This window comes from Pseudomonas sp. FSO-7 (assembly GCF_059579345.1).
The window spans coordinates 1,497,987-1,516,024 of sequence record NZ_CM184193.1 but is presented as its reverse complement, the minus strand read 5'-3'; the positions used below and the strand labels follow the sequence as shown (position 1 = coordinate 1,516,024).

The following is an 18,038-nucleotide window of genomic DNA, read 5'->3' as shown; positions in this document are numbered from 1 at the left end:
CCCACCGGAAGGTGGGCTTTTTTGTTTGTGTGCGCTTTAACGCTGGCCTATGTGGGAGCAAGGCTTGCCCGCGATGAAGGCGATGCGGTCTTTCAGGATCCGAGGCGCCTGTTTGGCGAGCAAGCTTTGCTCCCACAGCTCAGCGGGGCGATGCGACGCTTCGCTAAATCCCCTCGCCACACTTGGTTAACGCGGGTCGACGAGATCCAGCGCTCGATTGGCCAACAACTCACTCAAGTCAATCATCTGCACCACGCCGAGCGCGACATGCCGCCGAGAGCCTTTCAGGTCGAACGCCAGGTCGTTGACCATCGCACTGGCCGAGGCCAGGGTTTCGCTGAGATTTGCTAGCAGGCACTCGGTGTCGAGGGTATCGATGACGGTGAAAACTTGAGTTGAGGTTTTGGGTTTGGGATCAGGGTGGGTGCCCAGATGGTAATCGAGTGCTCGGTCTGCGGCCTCTTGGAGCTTTTCTGGATCGGGGTCGCTGTAGGGGAAGGTGGATCCAGACTCTGGGGGATTCGGTGTTTCTTTGATCATGATGGTGCTCCTAACGAAAATGAGAGCCGCCAACATCACTTGCAGATGATAGGTGGCAGCTGTATGCGGGTCTGCAAGACCGAGTCGTTAGGTAACCTCGGCAGACCCGAAGGTCTCCCGCACACAGCCACCATAAAACCGATGGCACCAAAAAGCGCCATGGATTATAGGGGCGCAGCTAGGCGCCTAACAAATTCGGCGGGCTTGCAGTCCCGGTCGCTGAGTTGGCAGCGACATGAACAAGCTAGAGATACCGCTTCCGAGCAGCAACCTTAAAACCTCGTCGGAAAAATCGTCGCGTCTGTCAGACCGGACACAAATTCTGTGGGAGCGAGCTTGCTCGCGATGGCGGCCTGACAGCCGGCCTGGACTTTGTTGATCGAGTACATATCCATTCCTGCGGTAACGGCCACTTAGGGTTCCGCCCTGACGGCGGCTCACTTTTGAGAAGCGCAAAAGTAAGCAAAACGCTCCTGCCCCACCACTCGGTGCCTCGCTTAGGCTCGGCATGCCCGCACTCCGGCATTGCTCCGTGGGCCGCCGCGAAGGGCCATCCATGGCCCAGCGCAGCTACCTCGGCATCCATGCCGAGGTGCCCACTGCGCAATGCCTGCGTGCGGCCATCGTGGTTAACGGGGCGCCGAGATCAACGTCCACCGCGAGGCGGCCTGATAGCCGACCTGGTTCTGAGTGATCGCGTTTCTCCTGTGGGAGCGAGCCTGCTCGCGAAGAGGCCAGCACATCCAACATCGCCGCAAACTGACCCTACGCTATCGCGAGCAGGCTCGCTCCCACATAGGTTTGCGGGTGTTCACAACATTCGCACACGATACAAAAACCTGTGGGAGCGAGCTTGCTCGCGATGACGCCAGCACATCCAACACCACCGCAAACTGACCCTCCGCCATCGCGAGCAAGCTCGCTCCCACAGGAATGGCATTGAGCCGATGTAATTTTTGCCGTTCGATAATCGCCCAAAACCCGCAAACGGCAATTGAACCGATCCCGAGCGGCCCTTCACCATCGCTCCCACAAAACCAATAACAACAGGTTCGACGCCATGCCCACACGCCCTACTTCGTCCGGCTGATCAACAGAGCGCCCAGGTTCCACCGCACCGTCTGCAACCCAAGGTTGCGGCAACGACACGCTTCGCCCACAACAATTAGAGACACGCCCATGAAGCCCACACAGCACTTGTTCCCTAGCCTCATTGCCGTCGCCCTGACCAGTACCGCCCTGCCCGTCCTGGCGGCGGAATCGGGGTTTGTCGAAGATGCCAAAGCCACGCTGAACCTGCGTAACTTCTATTTCAACCGCAACTTCACCAACCCGAACAACGCCCAGGGCAAGGCCGAGGAATGGACCCAGAGTTTCATCCTCGACGCCAAGTCCGGTTTCACCCAAGGCACAGTCGGTTTTGGCGTGGACATCCTGGGCATGTACTCGGTCAAGCTCGACGGCGGCCGCGGCACCGCCGGCACCCAGTTGCTGCCGGTGCATGACGACGGTCGCCCGGCCGACGATTTCGGCCGTTTGGGCGTGGCCCTGAAGGCCAAGGTATCGAAGACCGAGTTGAAGGTCGGCGAATGGATGCCGGTGCTGCCGATCCTGCGTTCCGACGATGGCCGCTCCCTGCCGCAAACCTTCCGTGGCGGCCAGGTGACCTCCACCGAAATCAGCGGTTTGACCCTCTACGGCGGCCAGTTCCGCGGCAACAGCCCGCGCAACGACGCCAGCATGGAAGACATGTCGATGAACGGCCGCGGCGCATTCACCTCCGACCGTTTCAATTTCGGCGGCGGCGAATACGCCTTCAACGAGAAACGCACCCAGGTCGGCGTGTGGTATGCGGAACTGTCCGACATCTACCAGCAGCAATATTTCAACCTGACCCACAGCCAGCCTATCGGCGACTGGACCCTGGGCGCCAACCTCGGCTACTTCACCGGCAAGGAAAACGGCAGTGCGTTGGCCGGCGACCTGGACAACAAAACCGCGTTCGCCATGCTCTCGGCCAAATACGGCGGCAACACCTTCTACGTCGGCCTGCAGAAAGTCGGCGGCGATGATGCCTGGATGCGCGTCAACGGCACCAGCGGCGGCACCCTGGCGAACGACAGCTATAACTCCAGCTACGACAACGCCAAGGAAAAATCCTGGCAACTGCGCCACGACTTCAACTTCGCCGCCGTCGGCGTGCCGGGCCTGACCCTGATGAACCGCTACATCAGCGGTGACAACGTGCACACCGCCACCGTCGACGATGGCAAGGAATGGGGGCGTGAAAGTGAGCTGGCCTATACCGTGCAGAGCGGCGCGCTCAAGAGCCTGAACGTGAAATGGCGCAACTCGACGATGCGTCGGGATTACAGCACTAATGAGTTCGATGAAAACCGGTTGATCATTAGCTATCCGATCAGCCTGCTGTAGACGCCGAACATGGATGGAAGCTGTACCACCGTCATCGCGAGCAAGCTCGCTCCCACAGGGGGATCAGTGTCGAACACAAAATTTTGTGCTCACTGAAGATCCAGTGTGGGAGCGGGCTTGCTCGCGAAGGCGGTGGTCCATCCAACATCATCGCCAACTGACCCACCGCTTTCGCGAGCAAGCCCGCTCCCACAGGAATTAGCGGTGGATGTTAAGACCGGGATTCGACACCCAGCTCATCCCACACTGATTCAGCCAGGTGGAAGGTGGCGTTGGCTGCCGGAATGCCGCAGTAGATGGCGCTCTGCATGATCACTTCCTTGATCTCGCTACGGCTCACGCCGTTGTTGGCAGCGGCGCGCAGGTGCAATTTGAGTTCTTCGTTGCGGTTCATGCCGATCAGCATGGCGATGGTGATCAGGCTGCGGGTATGGCGCGGCAGGCCCGGGCGGGTCCAGATGTCGCCCCAGGCATGGCGGGTGATCATCTCCTGGAATTCGCTGTTGAACTCGGTCAGGGCATTGAGGCTGCGATCGACATGGGCATCGCCCAGCACCGCGCGGCGTACTTGCATGCCTTCGTCGTAACGTTGTTTCTCGTCCACAGAAAACTCCTCAGGCCCGGCCAGAATCAAGCAGGAAATCCAGCACCCGCGCGCTGAACGCCGCGCCAGCCTGGACGTTGGACAGGTGCGCGGCATGGAACTCGGCATACTCGGCCCCACTGACCCGCTCCTGGATAAAGTGCCCACCCGACGGCGGTGTCACGGCATCTTCGGTGCCGGCGATCACCAGCAGCGGCACGCGAATCGACGACAACTGCTCGCGGAAATCGGCATCACGTACCGCCGCGCAGTTCGCGGCATACCCCTGGGGCGAGGTCGCGGCGAGCATGTCAGTGATCTTGTTTGCCGTCGCAGGCTGGGCCTTGGCAAAGTCCGGGGTAAACCAACGGGCAATCGAGGCGTCGCGCAACGCCACCATCGCCTCCTTGCCATCGCGCAGTACGGTTTCGATGCGCGGGTTCCACACCGACGGGTCGCCGATCTTGGCGGCGGTGTTGCACACCACCAGTTTGCGCAGGCGCTCACCAGCATTGATGCCCAACCACTGGCCAATCAGCCCACCCATGGACAAGCCACAGAAATGCACCTTGGCGATGCCCAGGGCATCGAGCATCGCCAGCACATCGCGGCCCAGTTGTTCGATGCTGTAGGGGCCTTCGGTCACCAGCGACTGGCCATGACCACGGGTGTCGAAACGCAGCACGCGAAAGTGTTCGCTGAAGGCCGCGACCTGCTCGTCCCACATATGTAAATTGGTGCCCAGGGAGTTGGAGAGCACCAGCACCGGGGCGTCTTGCGGCCCGTCCAATCGGTAATTCAGATCGCCCTCGGCGAGTTTGACGAATCCCACAACAATCTCCTTTCAGGCGCTCAAGGCAAGGTGTTCGGCCACGGCTCGGGCGACCCAGGTCTGGGCTTGTCCGAGGTAATGGGCCGGGTCAAGCAGATGATCAAGCTCGGTCGCGGATAGCTGCGCGGTGACGTGGGGTTCGTCCCCCAGCACAGCGCGCAAATGTCGCTGTTCGGCCACGGCGCGCTTGCAGCATTGCTCCAGTAAATGATGCGCCGTGTCGCGCCCCACACGTTGGGCCAGGACAATGCTTACGGCTTCCGCCAGCACCAACCCTTGGGTCAGCTCCAGGTTGCGGGCCATGCGCGCCGCATCCACATCCAGCCCTTCGGCCAGCAGCCGCGCCTGTTGCAAGGCACCGGAGACCAGGCAGCAGATTTCCGGCAAGGTTTCCCATTCGGCGTGCCACAGGCCCAGGCTGCGCTCGTGTTCCTGGGGCATGGCGCTGAACAGCGTCGACAACAAGCCAGGCACGCGCGTCGCCGCGCCGATCAGCACCGCCGCGCCCACCGGGTTGCGCTTGTGCGGCATGGTGGACGAACCGCCCTTGCCCGGCGCCGACGGCTCGAACGCTTCGCCGGTCTCGGTTTGCATCAACAGGCTGATGTCGCGCCCCAGTTTGCCCAGGCTGCCGGCGATCAACCCCAGCACCGCGCCGAACTCCACCAAACGATCGCGCTGGGTGTGCCACGGCTGCTCCGGCAGGGTCAGTTGCAGTTCGGCGGCCAAGGCTTCGGCGACCGGTAATGCCTGTTCACCCAACGCGGCGAGCGTCCCGGAGGCGCCGCCAAACTGCAGCACCAGCAGGCGTGGCTTGAGCTCTTTCAAGCGCTGGCGACTGCGGGTGACCGCCCCCAGCCAACCAGCGATTTTCATGCCCAAGGTGACCGGCGTGGCGTGTTGCAGCCAGGTGCGCCCGGCCAGCGGTGTGGCGGCGTAACGTTCGGCTTGTCGGGCCAGGGTAGCGGCCAGTTGCGCCAACTCTGCTTCGATCAAGCCCAACGCCTGGCGCAATTGCAGCACCAGCCCACTGTCCATCACATCCTGGCTGGTGGCGCCCAGGTGCACGTAGCGTTCGGCCTCGGCGCTCTCGCTAGCGATGCGCTTGCCCAACGCCTTCACCAGCGGGATCGCCGAATTGCCAGCACTGGCAATCGCTTCGCTCAATGCCGAAAAATCGTACAGCTGGGCACGGCAGGCGTTCTCGATCGGCGCCACCGCGTCCTGGGGGATCAATCCTACCCGCGCCTCGGCCCGGGCCAGCGCGGCCTCGACATCCAGCATGGCCTGGACCCGGCCCGCATCGCAGAACACCTCGCGCATCTCGCGAGCCGTGAAGTAGGCATCGAACAGCTGATTGCCCGGTCGTTCGCTCATAAACAGTCCTTGGGGGCGCCGGCCTCACGGGCCGACGCAGTTGAGTCAAAGGTCATGGTGCAAATACGCCGGTTGCTTGGGCAGGCGCAGGCTGAACAGGAACGCCACCACCATCATCACCGTGACATACCAGTAAAAGGCGTTCTCCATGCCCTGGGCCTTCAGGCTCAAGGCGACGTATTCGGCCGATCCGCCAAAAATCGCATTGGCCACTGCATAGGCCAACCCTACTCCCAACGCCCGCACTTCAGGCGGAAACATCTCGGCTTTCACCAGGCCACTGATGGAGGTGTAGAAACTGACGATTGCCAGCGCCAATGTGATCAGGACAAACGCCAGGAACGGGCTGCTGATGCTCTTGAGGGTCAGCAGGATCGGCACCGTGCACAACGCCCCCAGGGCACCGAACCAGAGCATGGAGTTACGTCGGCCGATCCTGTCCGCCAGCATGCCGAACAGCGGCTGCATGCACATATAGAGAAACAGCGCGCCGGTCATGATGTAGCTGGCGGTCTTGGCGTGCAGGCCGGCGGTGTTCACCAGGTATTTCTGCATGTAGGTAGTGAAGGTGTAGAAAATCAGCGAGCCGCCGGCGGTGTAGCCCAGCACCGTGATGAACGCCGCCTTGTGGTCGCGAAACAGCGCCATAATGCTGCCGGCGTCCTTGTTCTCGCGCATTTCCTTGCTGCTGGTTTCCTTCAGGGACCGCCGCAGCAGCAGGGAAATCAACGCCGCAGCCGCACCCACCACGAATGGAATGCGCCAACCGTAAGCGCGCAGTTCGTCTTCGTTGAGAAACTGCTGCAGGATCACCACCAGCGACACCGCCAGCAGTTGCCCGCCGATCAGCGTCACGTACTGGAACGAGGCGAAAAAGCCACGTTGGCCCTTGAGGGCGACTTCGCTCATGTAGGTGGCGGTGGTGCCGTATTCGCCGCCCACCGACAGGCCTTGCAGCAAACGCGCGAACAACAGCAGTACCGGCGCCCAGACGCCGATGTCCTTATAGGTGGGCAAGCAGGCGATGAGCAACGAGCCGAAGCACATCATCAGCACCGAGATCATCATTGAATTCTTGCGCCCGTGACGGTCCGCCACCCGACCGAAAATCCAGCCACCGATGGGCCGCATCAGGAACCCGGCGGCAAACACACCGGCCGTGTTGACCAATTGCACCGTCGGGTTGTCCGAGGGAAAGAACGCTGGCGCGAAATAAATCGCGCAGAACGCATAGACGTAGAAGTCGAACCATTCGACCAGGTTGCCGGATGAGGCACCGACGATGGCGAAGATGCGCTTGCTGCGCTCTTCACCGGTGTAGTGACTGCTGATTGGGATGGTCATGGGTTTGTTCACTCGTTAGGGACTGACGAATTCTAGACACACTTCGTAACACTCCCGTTCCACAGTATTGCATTGCCTGTGCAGCCGCTATCGCGGGCAAGCCTTGCTCCCACAAGGCTTGTGTCATCTCTGTGGCGAGGGAGCTTGCTCCCGCTGGCTTGCGCAGCAAGCCCAACTGGCGATCCGGTGTATCAGAACGGCCGCGGTGCCTGGGTTTGCGACTGCTTCGCAGCCGAGCGGGAGCAAGCTCCCTCGCCACAAGAAGCCACGGTTCAGTAATCGAAGAACACCGTCTCGGCATCCGTGCCCTGCAGGATCACGTTCCACTGGTACACACCCGACGCATCGGGCTTGGCCACGAGGGTGCCGCGACGCTCCTCGGGCACGCAGGCCAACAGCGGGTCGGTTTCGTTGGCTTGTTCGCCGTCGAAGTAGATGCGCGTCAGCAAATGCTTGACCAGCCCGCGCGCGAACACCAGCACCACCAGGTGCGGTGCCTGGGTCGTGCCTGCCAACCCCGGTACGGTGCCGGGCTTGATGGTGGTGAAGCGAAAACGCCCTTCGGCATCCACCGGCACCCGACCGAAGCCTTCGAAGTGCGGATCCAGGGGCTTGTCCTGGTCGTCTTCCGGGTGGGCGTATTTGCCGGCGGCGTTGGCCTGCCAGACTTCCAGCATCGCGTCGTTGACGAACTGGCCGTTACCGTCGACCACCTGCCCGGTGATCGCCACGCGCTGGCCGAGGGTTTGTGCGACGGTCAGGTCTTCGCGGTTCAGCCAGGTCAGGCCGATGTGGTAGTACGGGCCAACGGTGTGGGACGTGGTGGCGGTGAGCGTCATCTTATTTCTCCATCGGCGTGGCATCGCGGCCGCGCAAGACGATGTCCCAGCGGTAACCGAGGGCATAGTGAGGGACGGTTTTTTCCAGGTCGAAACGGGCGATCAGGCGTTCTTTGGCGCGGGTGTCCGGCACGCAGTTGTAGATCGGGTCGTATTCGAGCAACGGATCGCCAGGGAAATACATCTGCGTCACCAGGCGCGTCAGAATGCTCGGCCCGAACAACGAGAAATGGATATGCGCCGGGCGCCAGGCGTTGTGGTGGTTGCCCCACGGATAAGCGCCGGGCTTGATGGTCTGAAACTGATACCAGCCGTCGGCGTCGGTGACGGTGCGACCGGTGCCGGTGAAATTCGGGTCCAGCGGCGCGTCATGGTTGTCACGGTCATGGTTGTAGCGACCGGCGGCGTTGGCCTGCCAGATCTCCACCAGGATGCCCGGCACCGGCTGGCCGTGCTCATCCAGCACGCGCCCGTGAATGATGATCCGCTCCCCCAGTGGCTCGCCGGCATGCTGGGCGGTCAGGTCGTGGTCCTTTTCCTGCAAGCGCTCGGCACCGATAGTCGGGCCGGTAATTTCCGACAGCGAATGGGGCAGGAACACCAATGGCTTGGACGGCGAGCGCAGGTTGGTGGACTGGTACGGCGGGTGCAGATACTCCGGCTGGGTGCCCGCTTGGGGGCGACGATAACCAGGCTTGTCAGTCATGAAGCATTCCTCGGTTTCTTATTAGTAGAGCGACGCGTCAGACGCGTTCGATTGCCAATGCCAGCCCCTGGCCGACGCCGACACACATGGTCGCCAGGCCTTTCCTGCCGCCGGTCTTTTCCAGGTGGTGCAGCGCCGTCAGTACCAAGCGCGCTCCGCTCATGCCCAGTGGATGGCCGAGGGCGATGGCGCCGCCGTTCGGGTTGACCTGCGGTGCATCGTCCGCCAGCCCCAAATCACGCAGCACCGCCAGGCCCTGGCTGGCAAACGCTTCATTGAGTTCGATCACGTCGAAATCCGCCACCGCCAGGCCCAGGCGCTCAGTAAGCTTGCGCACCGCCGGCACCGGCCCGATACCCATCACCCTTGGCGCCACGCCGGCACTGGCCATGCCCAGCACTTTGCCCCGTGGCGTCAGGCCGTGTTTCTTCACCGCTTCGGCCGACGCCAGGATCAGCGCAGCCGCGCCGTCGTTGACCCCCGAAGCGTTGCCGGCGGTGACGGTCTTGTCGGGGCCGTTGACCGGTTTGAGTTTGCTCAAGGTCTCCAGCGTGGTGTCGGCGCGAGGATGTTCGTCCTGCTCGACCAAGGTTTCGCCTTTTTTATGGGTAATGCGCACCGGAACGATTTCCTCGGCGAAAAAGCCTGTCGCCTGGGCTGCCGCCGTACGCTGTTGGCTGCGCAAGGCGAAAGCGTCCTGGTCAGCGCGGGACACAGCGTAGTCATCGGCCACGTTATCGGCGGTCTGCGGCATCGCGTCCACGCCGTACTGGGCTTTCATCAACGGGTTGATGAAGCGCCAGCCAATGGTGGTGTCTTCCAGCTTCATGTTGCGGGAGAACGCGGTGTCGGCCTTGCCCATCACGAACGGCGCACGGGACATCGACTCCACGCCACCAGCGATCGCCAGTTCCATCTCGCCGCTGGCGATGGCGCGGAACGCGGTGCCGATGGCGTCCATGCCCGAGGCGCAGAGGCGGTTGAGGGTCACGCCGGGAATGCTCTCTGGCAGGCCCGCCAGCAGCAGCGCCATGCGCGCCACGTTGCGGTTGTCTTCGCCGGCCTGGTTGGCGCAGCCAAGGAACACCTCGTCCACCGCGCTCCAGTCCACCGATGGGTTGCGTTCCATCAGCGCCTTGATCGGCACGGCCGCCAGATCATCGGCGCGCACGGCGGACAAACCGCCGCCAAACCGGCCGATGGGGGTTCGAATCGCATCACAGATATAAACGTCGCGCATCAGGCTTCTCCCGGTGCCTGGCCGTGGGCCGCCGCGGTGCGAGCTTCCAGGTCGCGCAGTGCGCGCAGCTCCACCTCGGTCGGCTCGGCGGTGGTTTGCACCTGGTCGGCGAAACGGATCGCCCACCCGGTGGCCGCAATGACTTGCTCGCGGGTCACGCCGGGGTGCAGCGCGGTGACCACGAATTCATGGCTGCCGGCTTCCGGCTCCATGATGCACAAGTCGGTGATGATGCCCACCGGGCCGGCGCCCGGCAGGCCCAGGCGTTTACGCGAATCGCCGCCCTCGCCGTGACCGACCGAGGTGATGAAATCCAGTTTGTCGACAAACGAACGGGCCGACTGCTTGAGGATGATCAACACGCTCTTGGCCGAGCCGGCGATTTCCGGCGCGCCACCGGCACCCGGCAGTCGGACTTTCGGCTGATGGTAGTCGCCCACCACCGTGGTGTTGATGTTGCCGAAACGGTCGACCTGGGCCGCGCCAAGGAAACCGACGTCGATACGCCCGCCCTGCAGCCAGTAGCGAAAAATCTCACCGGTCGGTACGACGGTATCGGCGGTTTCCGCCAGCTCACCGTCGCCGATGGACAGCGGCAGTACGCTGGGCTTGGCACCGATCGGACCCGACTCATAGATCAGGACCACATCCGGCGACGACGTCAGCCGCGCCAGGTTGGCCGCTTTCGACGGCAAGCCAATGCCCACGAAACACACGGCGTTGTTCTTCAACCGACGGGCCGCAGCGATGGTCATCATTTCATTGGTGGAGTACGTCATTATTTCGCCTCCGGAGCGGCTGCCAGTCTGGCCTGGAACTCACTGAAATCTTGAGTGCCATGGATGTATTCGTCGATCCACGCGGTAAACGTCTCACGATCCCGAGCGATCGGGTCCCACGCCTGGTAGAAACGATTGTCACGCTCGGTGTAGCCGTGGGCGTAGGACGGATGAGCACCGCCCGGTACGTGGCACACCGCACTCAACGCCCAGGTCGGCAACACACAGGCGTTCATCGGCGCATTCAGGTCATCGACGATTTCTTCCACGGTGACGATGCAACGCTTGGCGGCCAGGGCGGCTTCTTTCTGCACACCGAGGATGCCCCACAGCAGCACGTTGCCCTTGCGGTCGGCTTTCTGGGCGTGGATCACCGTGATGTCCGGGCGCACCGAAGGCACGGCGGCCAAGACTTCACCGGTGAAGGGGCAGGTCACGCTCTTGATCAGCGGGTTGACCTTCGGCAGGTCGGAGCCGGCGTAGGCCCGCAATACCGCGAACGGCAGGCCGGAGGCGCCGGCGACGTAGGCGTTGGCCAGGTCGGCGTGGCTGTGTTCCTCGATCTCCAGCGGGTGCGGCCACTGTTTCTCCACGGCATCGCGCAAGCGGTGCAACGACCCGACGCCAGGGTTGCCGCCCCAGGAGAAAATCAACTTGCGAGCACAACCGGCGCCGATCAATTGGTCATAGATCAGGTCAGGTGTCATGCGCACCAGGGTCAGATCTTTCTTGCCCTGGCGAATGATTTCATGACCCGCCGCCGTAGGAATCAGGTGAGTGAAGCCTTCGAGCGCGACGGTATCGCCGTCGTTGACGAATTGCTTCACCGCGTCGTGCAGCGAAAGGATTTCAGCCATGGGGCAGGCTCCCGTTTTCCAGTAGACCGACATGAAAAAAAGGCGCGAGGTTAAGCGCCGGAATGACTGAAGATTAAGCTTCGGGAAAAGGCCAAACAATCCGATAATCGACTGAGTGTTCGTTTATCGAACAGATTGTTGTTTGGCTATCGATTTATCCAAGCCCGCAGAGACCCCTGTGGGAGCAGACCCTGTGGGAGCGAGCTTGCTCGCGAAAGCGGTGGATCAGACAGGCATCAGTCGCTGACACATCGCCATCGCGAGCAAGCTCGCTCCCACAGGTCCATCACAGGCCCCATAATCCTTGGCTCAGGTCGCATCCGCATGACTGACCATGCCCTTGATCACCACCGCCGTGGTCGCCAGGGCCGCGGGAATGACCAGGGCCGTCAGGACCTGTTCGAAGTTCCAGCCCAGGCCCAGCAGGGTGGCGCCCATCCAGGCTCCAAGGATCGCCCCGAAGCGACCGATGCCCAGCATCCACGAGACGCCGGTGGCCCGGCCCTGGGTCGGGTAGAGACGCGCCGCCAGGGAAGGCATCGCCGATTGCGCGCCGTTGACACACATGCCGGCCACCAGCACCAGGGTGGCGAGCAAAGTGATATTGCCCAGGCTCTGCCCCACCGCGTAGGCAAACAACCCGGCCATCAGATAGAAAAGGCCGATGACCTTGTGCGGATTGAACCGGTCCATCGCCCAACCGACGAAGACGGCGCTCAACACGCCGCCGAATTGAAACAACGCACCGATAAACGCGGCCTGTTCCATGCTTGCGCCGCTGTCGCGCATCAAGGTCGGTAGCCAACTGGTCAACAGGTAGACGATCACCAGGCCCATGAAATAGGTCAGCCACAGCAGCAAGGTGCCGGCGCTGTAGGTGCCGGAGAAAATCACCGCGAGCACGTTGCGGGCTTTCACGGTTTTCTGTTCCGGCACACTGAAGCTCGCCGCTTGGGCCACGGTATGCGGCTCGATCGGCGCCAGGGTCTTGCGCACTTTGTCGGTGCCGCGATTGCGCACCACCAGGTAACGCGCCGACTCCGGCAGCCAGAACAGCAATACCACCACCAGTATCAACGGCAGGATCCCGCCAATCAGCAGCAGGCTGTGCCAGCCGAACGCCGGTATCAGCTTGGCGGAGATGAACCCGCCGCCGGCCATGCCCAGGTTGAAGCCGCAGAACATGCTGGTCACCAGCAGGGATTTCTTGCGCTCCGGGGTGTATTCCGAGAGCAAGGTGGTGGCGTTCGGCATCCCGGCGCCTAAGCCCAGGCCGGTCAGGAACCGCAATACCAGCAATTGATCGACGTTGGTGCTGTAGGCCGACGCCAGGCTGAACGCGCCGAACAGCAGGACCGCGCCCACCAGTACGACTTTTCGCCCGAAGCGGTCAGCCAGCGGCCCTGAGCCCAGCGCGCCGAACACCATGCCGATCAACGCGGCGCTCATCACCGGGCCGAGGCTCGCGCGATCGATGCCCCAGTCCTGGGACAAGGCCGGGGCGATGAAACCCATGGCCGCGGTATCGAGGCCGTCGAGGAACACAATCAGGAAACAGAGGATCACCACCCGCCACTGATAGCGCGAAATGGGTTGGGCATTGATGAAGGACTGCACATCGAGGCAGTGGCCTACGGAGGTCTGGGGCTGGTTCATATTATTTTTATTCCACGCAAGAAACGCAGGCGAACGGATCAGAGACCGGCGAAGCACGCCGGATGACGCTGCGCGACATTAATGAGGCCGGGCAAATACCGTCAATTCATCGCCGCCGACTGTGTGCGTTTATCGAACAGCTTAAGTGAACAGTTGCGCGCTCAGGTCGCGACTGGCCCCCAGCAAGCCTGGCAGGAAGCGTTGTTCCAGCTCATTGCGGCTGACCCGCCCGGCATGGGTACTGACGTTGAGCGCGGCAACCACTTGACCGGAAGCGTCGTACACCGGCACGGCAATCGAACGCAGGCCCTGTTCCAGTTCCTGGTCGACGATGCACCAGCCCTGCTGCCGTACCTGTTGCAAGCACTCGAGCAACGCTTCGGGTGTGTGCAAGGTACGGCTGGTCTTGGCTTGCAGGTCGGCGTGGTCGAGGTAATCGCGCAGCGACGCATCATCCAGGGCCGCCAGGAGAATCCTGCCCATCGAGGTGCAATAGGCCGGCAGGCGCCCGCCCACCGACAGGTCAACCGAAATCAGGCGCTGGGTGGTGGCGGAACGGGCGATGTAGAGGATGTCGTCGCCTTCGAGCGTGGCCATGTTGCAGGCTTCGTGCAGTTGCTCGCTCATGCGGTCCAAGTACGGCTGGGCAGAAACGGCCAGGGGCGTCGAGGACAGATAGGCGTGACCGAGGGTCAGCACTTTGGGCAGCAGCGAATAGGTGCGCCCGTCCGTAGTGGCGTAGCCAAGCTTGATCAAGGTATGCAGGCAACGTCTGACAGCGGCGCGGGGAATTTCCGTGCGGTGGCTGATCTGGGCGATGGTCAGGTGCCGCTTGCGCTCCTGGAAGGCCTGGACCACGGCCAACCCGCGGGCCAGGGACGTCATGAAGTCGGGATCACCGGTCAGGGCCTGAATCCGCTTGGCCGGCGAGGCGACGATCGGTGGCGCGACTGAAGTGAAGGCATTGCGCAATTGGTCGTTCATGTCTGATCCTTCCCCGGGAGTGACAGCTATTCAAGCGGCTGCCCGATGGGCAAGCAAGGGCCGCCGGCCAACATCGTTCGATTATCGAACCGTCGACCGATAATCGCAATCAGGCCAGACGTCGAATAATGGCCTGCCGCAGACGCGATCGAGAGTAAGTTGGCGGGAAACAGTGGCACTCGGTTTGACGTGACAACGTTGGCAATATTGAACTTGTCGGTGGGAATGGCATCTGGATAGCGGCACTCGCCGGTATCTTCTGCGAGCGGCGGTACAAGTTGCACATACAAACATGAGTTCACACAACAACAACGTCTTTTACTTTTTCCCGATAGTGTTATTCGGCGGGGCCGCTATAATGCAAAACAGCGACGGTACGGCCAATCGACCGTTCCCGTACGCAGGCACCGTGGTCGCTACCCCGGTGCCCGAAGCACCTTCATGGTCGCTTCCCCTGTTTGGCAACAACGCGAAGCCCTGATGCTACGTCAGCTGTCAGCTCTGGTGCCGTGGCCGTCTGCATGTCCACATGCAGTGCGTATCACCAGATTCAACTTCATTTAATTTAGGTAAAACTGTGACGAAAGACGAACTGCGCGCGGAACTTGAGCGCCAGGAACAACGTTACAAGGAAGTTTACGGCGGGGAAGTCACCACCTACGCCGCGCAACCTGAACCGGAACGCAAGCCTTGGCGTAAGCGCGCCACCGTTCAGGACCAGGCCTTCACCCAGGAACTCCAGAAAATGGAAAAAGAACTCAAAGCCGAAGAGCAGTGACGCTCCGGGCCCGATGTTCTTGTGAAGAGGTTTCCGGCCGCCACCCAGGCCGGAAACCGTAGCGCATGCCCGCCATGAGCGGGCCGCCACCCGTTTCCGTCCGACAATCGGGAAGGGTCATGGCCGACCTCCTTTTCAGATATTTCATACAATCCCTCGAGGCGTCCTACCGCTGGCGGTGATCCCGGCCGGATGCGCTTTGCCCCCTGAATCAAGGGGTTACGCCCCCCGCGGAAAACCTCGCCCTTGAGGCTTTCCTACAAATTATTTCGTTGAAGAATGTTACCGATGAGCAGGCAATGCATCGATTGCCAAGGTTTTCTGGCATAATCGCGCCCCCTTACGACCGGGTCAGAAAACCTTCATGATCGATTTATTCAGCGGACTGGATGCTTGGGTGCTTGTGAGCCTCTTGCTCGCCCTGGCTTTTGTCCTCGCCTTCGAGTTCATCAACGGCTTTCATGACACCGCTAACGCGGTTGCCACTGTTATCTACACCAAAGCCATGCCGCCTCACCTGGCGGTGTTCTTTTCCGGTGTGTTCAATTTCCTCGGTGTGTTGCTGGGCGGCGTGGGGGTGGCGTACGCCATCGTTCACCTGCTGCCCGTGGAGCTGCTGATCAATGTGAACACCGGACACGGGCTGGCCATGGTGTTTTCGCTGCTCGCAGCGGCCATTACCTGGAACCTGGGCACCTGGTACTTCGGTATCCCGGCGTCCAGTTCCCACACGTTGATCGGTTCGATCCTCGGCGTGGGCCTGGCCAACGCGTTGATCAACGACATCCCGTTGGCCGATGGGGTGAACTGGCAGAAGGCGATCGATATCGGCGCCTCCCTGGTGTTCTCGCCCATGGCCGGCTTCCTGATCGCCGCTCTGGTGCTGATCAGCCTGAAATGGTGGCGCCCGCTGTCGAAGATGCACAAGACACCGGAACAGCGCCGCAAGATCGACGACAAGAAGCACCCGCCGTTCTGGAATCGCCTGGTACTGGTGATCTCGGCCATGGCGGTCAGCTTTGTCCACGGTTCCAACGATGGCCAGAAAGGCATCGGCCTGATCATGCTGGTGCTGATCGGTATCGTGCCAGCGCAGTTCGTACTCGACCTGGGCAGCACCACCTACCAGATCGAGCGGACCCGTGACGCGACCCTGCACCTGAGCCAGTTCTACCAACGCAACAACGAATCCCTGGGTGAATACCTGGCGCTGGGCAAAAGCGTGAAAGGCGATCTGCCGGAGAAATTCCGCTGCAACCCGCAGCAGACCGAACCGACCATCAATGCCCTGCTCGACACGCTCAAAGGCGTGGCGGACTATCACTCGCTGCCGTCGGAACGACGCATCGAGGTTCGTCGCTACCTGCTTTGCCTGGACGACACGGCGAAGAAGGTTGGCAAGTTGCCAGGCCTGGCGGCCCGTGAAAAAGACGACCTGAACAAGCTACGCAAGGACCTGACCGCCACCACCGAATACGCCCCGTTCTGGGTGATCCTGGCTGTCGCACTGGCGCTGGGCCTGGGCACCATGGTCGGCTGGAAGCGTGTCGTACTGACCATCGGCGAGAAGATCGGCAAGCAAGGCATGACCTACGCCCAGGGCATGTCTGCGCAGATCACCACCGCGTGCATGATCGGCATGGCGAACATCTTCAGCCTGCCGGTTTCCACCACCCACGTGCTGTCCTCGGGCGTGGCCGGCACCATGGTCGCCAACAAGAGCGGCCTGCAAGGTGGCACCGTGCGCAACATCCTGCTGGCCTGGGTGCTGACCCTGCCGGCGACGGTGGCCCTGTCGGCCGGGCTGTTCTGGCTGGCGTCCAAGGCCCTGGGTAGCTGATTCCAGCGACTCACAAAAAAGGTGCGACCCTTGCGGTTCGCACCTTTTTTTATGCCCGGATACCTGACTACTGTGGGAGCGAGCTTGCTCGCGATGGCGCTGGGTCAGTCAACACATGTATCTACAGACATACCGCTATCGCGAGCAAGCTCGCTCCCACAATGGGCTTGTGTGGAACAGGGGAAATCTGCTCAAAAAAAAGGGCGACCGAAGTCGCCCAAAATGCCTTGCGTGCTCGTTGTAGCCGGAAAGACCTACGGTTTTTTCCGCTTATGTGCGTCTTTCCAGATGAAGAATCCGAAACCTGCGAAAAACACGAACATGAGGCCGACCGTCAACACCCCGGCAAACACCACATTATCGAAAAACATGACTGGCCTCCTGGTCTTGCCCCTGTTGCGATGGGTTCAAGGTAACCAATCAGGCCTGGATGGAAATTGACCGGGGTCAATAACGCCCGCAACGGGGCGCAAAGGTGGGGAAATAACTGATCTGCATCAATGGATCGAGGGGGTTCAGCGCTTTTTCGGCTTGTTCTTCGGCTTTTTCTTGGGCTTGCCCAACGGCATGGCCTGCTCGAAGGCCTGGCGGACTTCATTGAGGCGTTTTTCGTTGAGGTCGTGAACGCGCTTGGCGCGCTCGGCACTGAGGTCGATCAGCTTGTCGTCTTGGCTCATGGCGTGTGGGCATCGTGCTGTGAATTGCGGATGCGCCCATGATGCGGGCTGTTGGCGGTGTTGACCAGCCTGTGCGTACAGGCAAACGCCTGGATCAGATCTGGATATCGACCCACAGGCCCTGGCGCGTCTCGTCGTCTATCAGCGGCACCACCGGCACGGTGTTGTCGGCGTTGAGTTCGGTACCCGGTACGGCCAAGTGCTCTTCAGGGTCTTCATCGGCCTCGCGGCGACGGCGTTCGCGTTCCTGCTGGCGACGCTGTTCCTCGCGCAACAGCAGCGCGGTCTCTTCCGGATCGCGGTTTTGCAGGTCGATGGTGCTTTCGTTGGAGCTTTGCTGCACCGGGACCACGGGCGGTATGTCCGGTCGCTGGCGAACCGGATCCTGTTGAGCGGTGATGGGTACGGCGCTCAAAGGGAGCATGGGTGGCAACATAAAGTTCTCCTGTCTTCAGGTTGTCGGCGGCTAAAGTGGCAGCTTGAACCGCCGGTCTGAAACTTGTGACCCAGTTGGCAATTGCAGCGATCACCAGGGCCGAGCTTGTTTGATCGCTGGGCAAGCGTAAGTTCCGT

18 protein-coding genes are annotated in these 18,038 nt (G+C 61.6%); 3 read left to right on the top strand and 15 right to left on the bottom strand.

Annotated features, from left to right (window positions below; translation table 11 throughout):
* Positions 1 to 186: 186 nt before the first annotated feature.
* On the bottom strand, positions 187 to 540 hold the full coding sequence (locus AC515T_RS06585; protein ID WP_496531863.1) for a DUF6124 family protein: 354 nt from the start codon (positions 538 to 540) through the stop codon (positions 187 to 189).
* Positions 541 to 1,719: 1,179 nt separating this feature from the next.
* Between AC515T_RS06585 and AC515T_RS06580 the strand changes: the two genes are divergently transcribed.
* Entirely contained in the window at positions 1,720 to 2,973 is a 1,254-nt protein-coding gene (locus tag AC515T_RS06580; protein ID WP_496531862.1) for an OprD family porin, read from the top strand.
* A 211-nt stretch (positions 2,974 to 3,184) separates the two neighbouring features.
* Here the strand turns inward: AC515T_RS06580 and pcaC are convergent, their stop codons facing one another.
* The 11 genes from pcaC to pcaR form a co-directional block, all read right to left on the bottom strand.
* Positions 3,185 to 3,577, bottom strand: a complete 393-nt coding sequence (gene pcaC / locus AC515T_RS06575) for a 4-carboxymuconolactone decarboxylase (protein WP_109755800.1) — start codon at positions 3,575 to 3,577, stop codon at positions 3,185 to 3,187.
* A 10-nt stretch (positions 3,578 to 3,587) separates the two neighbouring features.
* The gene (pcaD, locus tag AC515T_RS06570; RefSeq protein WP_496531861.1) at positions 3,588 to 4,388 is read right to left on the bottom strand and encodes a 3-oxoadipate enol-lactonase; all 801 of its coding nucleotides are present in this window, start codon (positions 4,386 to 4,388) and stop codon (positions 3,588 to 3,590) included.
* A 12-nt stretch (positions 4,389 to 4,400) separates the two neighbouring features.
* Positions 4,401 to 5,765 (bottom strand): 3-carboxy-cis,cis-muconate cycloisomerase, encoded by a 1,365-nt coding sequence (locus tag AC515T_RS06565; protein WP_496531860.1) that lies wholly within the window; start codon positions 5,763 to 5,765, stop codon positions 4,401 to 4,403.
* A 45-nt stretch (positions 5,766 to 5,810) separates the two neighbouring features.
* Positions 5,811 to 7,109, bottom strand: a complete 1,299-nt coding sequence (locus AC515T_RS06560) for an MFS family transporter (RefSeq protein WP_496531859.1) — start codon at positions 7,107 to 7,109, stop codon at positions 5,811 to 5,813.
* 272 nt (positions 7,110 to 7,381) lie between these two features.
* Entirely contained in the window at positions 7,382 to 7,948 is a 567-nt protein-coding gene (gene pcaG / locus AC515T_RS06555; protein ID WP_496531858.1) for a protocatechuate 3,4-dioxygenase subunit alpha, read from the bottom strand.
* Between the two features lies 1 nt (position 7,949).
* Positions 7,950 to 8,654: a protocatechuate 3,4-dioxygenase subunit beta gene (gene pcaH, locus AC515T_RS06550; RefSeq protein WP_496531857.1), complete on the bottom strand. Its 705-nt coding sequence runs from the start codon at positions 8,652 to 8,654 to the stop codon at positions 7,950 to 7,952.
* Between the two features lie 37 nt (positions 8,655 to 8,691).
* Positions 8,692 to 9,897 carry a 3-oxoadipyl-CoA thiolase gene (gene pcaF, locus AC515T_RS06545; protein ID WP_496533084.1) on the bottom strand — a complete coding sequence of 402 codons (1,206 nt, stop codon included), beginning with the start codon at positions 9,895 to 9,897 and terminating at the stop codon, positions 8,692 to 8,694.
* Positions 9,894 to 10,676 carry a CoA-transferase subunit beta gene (locus AC515T_RS06540; RefSeq protein WP_496533083.1) on the bottom strand — a complete coding sequence of 261 codons (783 nt, stop codon included), beginning with the start codon at positions 10,674 to 10,676 and terminating at the stop codon, positions 9,894 to 9,896. The genes pcaF and AC515T_RS06540 overlap by 4 nt, the downstream gene beginning before the upstream one ends.
* Positions 10,673 to 11,530 carry a CoA transferase subunit A gene (locus AC515T_RS06535; RefSeq protein WP_496531856.1) on the bottom strand — a complete coding sequence of 286 codons (858 nt, stop codon included), beginning with the start codon at positions 11,528 to 11,530 and terminating at the stop codon, positions 10,673 to 10,675. The genes AC515T_RS06540 and AC515T_RS06535 overlap by 4 nt, the downstream gene beginning before the upstream one ends.
* A 309-nt stretch (positions 11,531 to 11,839) precedes the next feature.
* Positions 11,840 to 13,186, bottom strand: coding sequence for a 4-hydroxybenzoate transporter PcaK (gene pcaK / locus AC515T_RS06530; protein ID WP_496531855.1), 1,347 nt, complete (start codon positions 13,184 to 13,186; stop codon positions 11,840 to 11,842).
* Positions 13,187 to 13,327: 141 nt separating this feature from the next.
* Positions 13,328 to 14,170: a pca regulon transcriptional regulator PcaR gene (gene pcaR, locus AC515T_RS06525; protein ID WP_003184507.1), complete on the bottom strand. Its 843-nt coding sequence runs from the start codon at positions 14,168 to 14,170 to the stop codon at positions 13,328 to 13,330.
* Positions 14,171 to 14,747: 577 nt separating this feature from the next.
* On the opposite strand from pcaR, the gene AC515T_RS06520 reads away from it, so the two are divergent.
* The gene (locus AC515T_RS06520; RefSeq protein WP_003184509.1) at positions 14,748 to 14,948 is read left to right on the top strand and encodes a hypothetical protein; all 201 of its coding nucleotides are present in this window, start codon (positions 14,748 to 14,750) and stop codon (positions 14,946 to 14,948) included.
* Positions 14,949 to 15,312: 364 nt separating this feature from the next.
* Positions 15,313 to 16,788, top strand: coding sequence for an inorganic phosphate transporter (locus tag AC515T_RS06515; protein WP_496531854.1), 1,476 nt, complete (start codon positions 15,313 to 15,315; stop codon positions 16,786 to 16,788).
* 254 nt (positions 16,789 to 17,042) lie between these two features.
* On the opposite strand, the gene ccoM is transcribed toward AC515T_RS06515, so the two are convergent.
* The 3 genes from ccoM to AC515T_RS06500 all read right to left on the bottom strand — a co-directional run bounded on the left by ccoM (position 17,043) and on the right by AC515T_RS06500 (position 17,901).
* Positions 17,043 to 17,159, bottom strand: a complete 117-nt coding sequence (gene ccoM, locus AC515T_RS06510) for a cytochrome c oxidase subunit CcoM (RefSeq protein WP_496531853.1) — start codon at positions 17,157 to 17,159, stop codon at positions 17,043 to 17,045.
* A 144-nt stretch (positions 17,160 to 17,303) separates the two neighbouring features.
* The gene (locus AC515T_RS06505) at positions 17,304 to 17,465 is read right to left on the bottom strand and encodes a hypothetical protein (protein WP_003184513.1); all 162 of its coding nucleotides are present in this window, start codon (positions 17,463 to 17,465) and stop codon (positions 17,304 to 17,306) included.
* A 94-nt stretch (positions 17,466 to 17,559) separates the two neighbouring features.
* On the bottom strand, positions 17,560 to 17,901 hold the full coding sequence (locus tag AC515T_RS06500) for an aspartate-semialdehyde dehydrogenase (protein WP_122566805.1): 342 nt from the start codon (positions 17,899 to 17,901) through the stop codon (positions 17,560 to 17,562).
* Positions 17,902 to 18,038: the final 137 nt, after the last annotated feature.

Excerpts from the sequence above, each read along its gene's own strand:
- AC515T_RS06535 (WP_496531856.1), bottom strand. The coding sequence starts at position 11,530 with ATGGCTGAAATCCTTTCGCTGCACGACGCGGTGAAGCAATTCGTCAAC.
- AC515T_RS06560 (WP_496531859.1), bottom strand. The coding sequence starts at position 7,109 with ATGACCATCCCAATCAGCAGTCACTACACCGGTGAAGAGCGCAGCAAG.
- pcaR (WP_003184507.1), bottom strand. The coding sequence starts at position 14,170 with ATGAACGACCAATTGCGCAATGCCTTCACTTCAGTCGCGCCACCGATC.
- ccoM (WP_496531853.1), bottom strand. The coding sequence starts at position 17,159 with ATGTTTTTCGATAATGTGGTGTTTGCCGGGGTGTTGACGGTCGGCCTC.
- pcaG (WP_496531858.1), bottom strand. The coding sequence starts at position 7,948 with ATGACGCTCACCGCCACCACGTCCCACACCGTTGGCCCGTACTACCAC.
- AC515T_RS06505 (WP_003184513.1), bottom strand. The coding sequence starts at position 17,465 with ATGAGCCAAGACGACAAGCTGATCGACCTCAGTGCCGAGCGCGCCAAG.
- AC515T_RS06565 (WP_496531860.1), bottom strand. The coding sequence starts at position 5,765 with ATGAGCGAACGACCGGGCAATCAGCTGTTCGATGCCTACTTCACGGCT.
- AC515T_RS06515 (WP_496531854.1), top strand. The coding sequence starts at position 15,313 with ATGATCGATTTATTCAGCGGACTGGATGCTTGGGTGCTTGTGAGCCTC.
- AC515T_RS06580 (WP_496531862.1), top strand. The coding sequence starts at position 1,720 with ATGAAGCCCACACAGCACTTGTTCCCTAGCCTCATTGCCGTCGCCCTG.
- AC515T_RS06585 (WP_496531863.1), bottom strand. The coding sequence starts at position 540 with ATGATCAAAGAAACACCGAATCCCCCAGAGTCTGGATCCACCTTCCCC.
- pcaK (WP_496531855.1), bottom strand. The coding sequence starts at position 13,186 with ATGAACCAGCCCCAGACCTCCGTAGGCCACTGCCTCGATGTGCAGTCC.
- AC515T_RS06500 (WP_122566805.1), bottom strand. The coding sequence starts at position 17,901 with ATGTTGCCACCCATGCTCCCTTTGAGCGCCGTACCCATCACCGCTCAA.
- pcaH (WP_496531857.1), bottom strand. The coding sequence starts at position 8,654 with ATGACTGACAAGCCTGGTTATCGTCGCCCCCAAGCGGGCACCCAGCCG.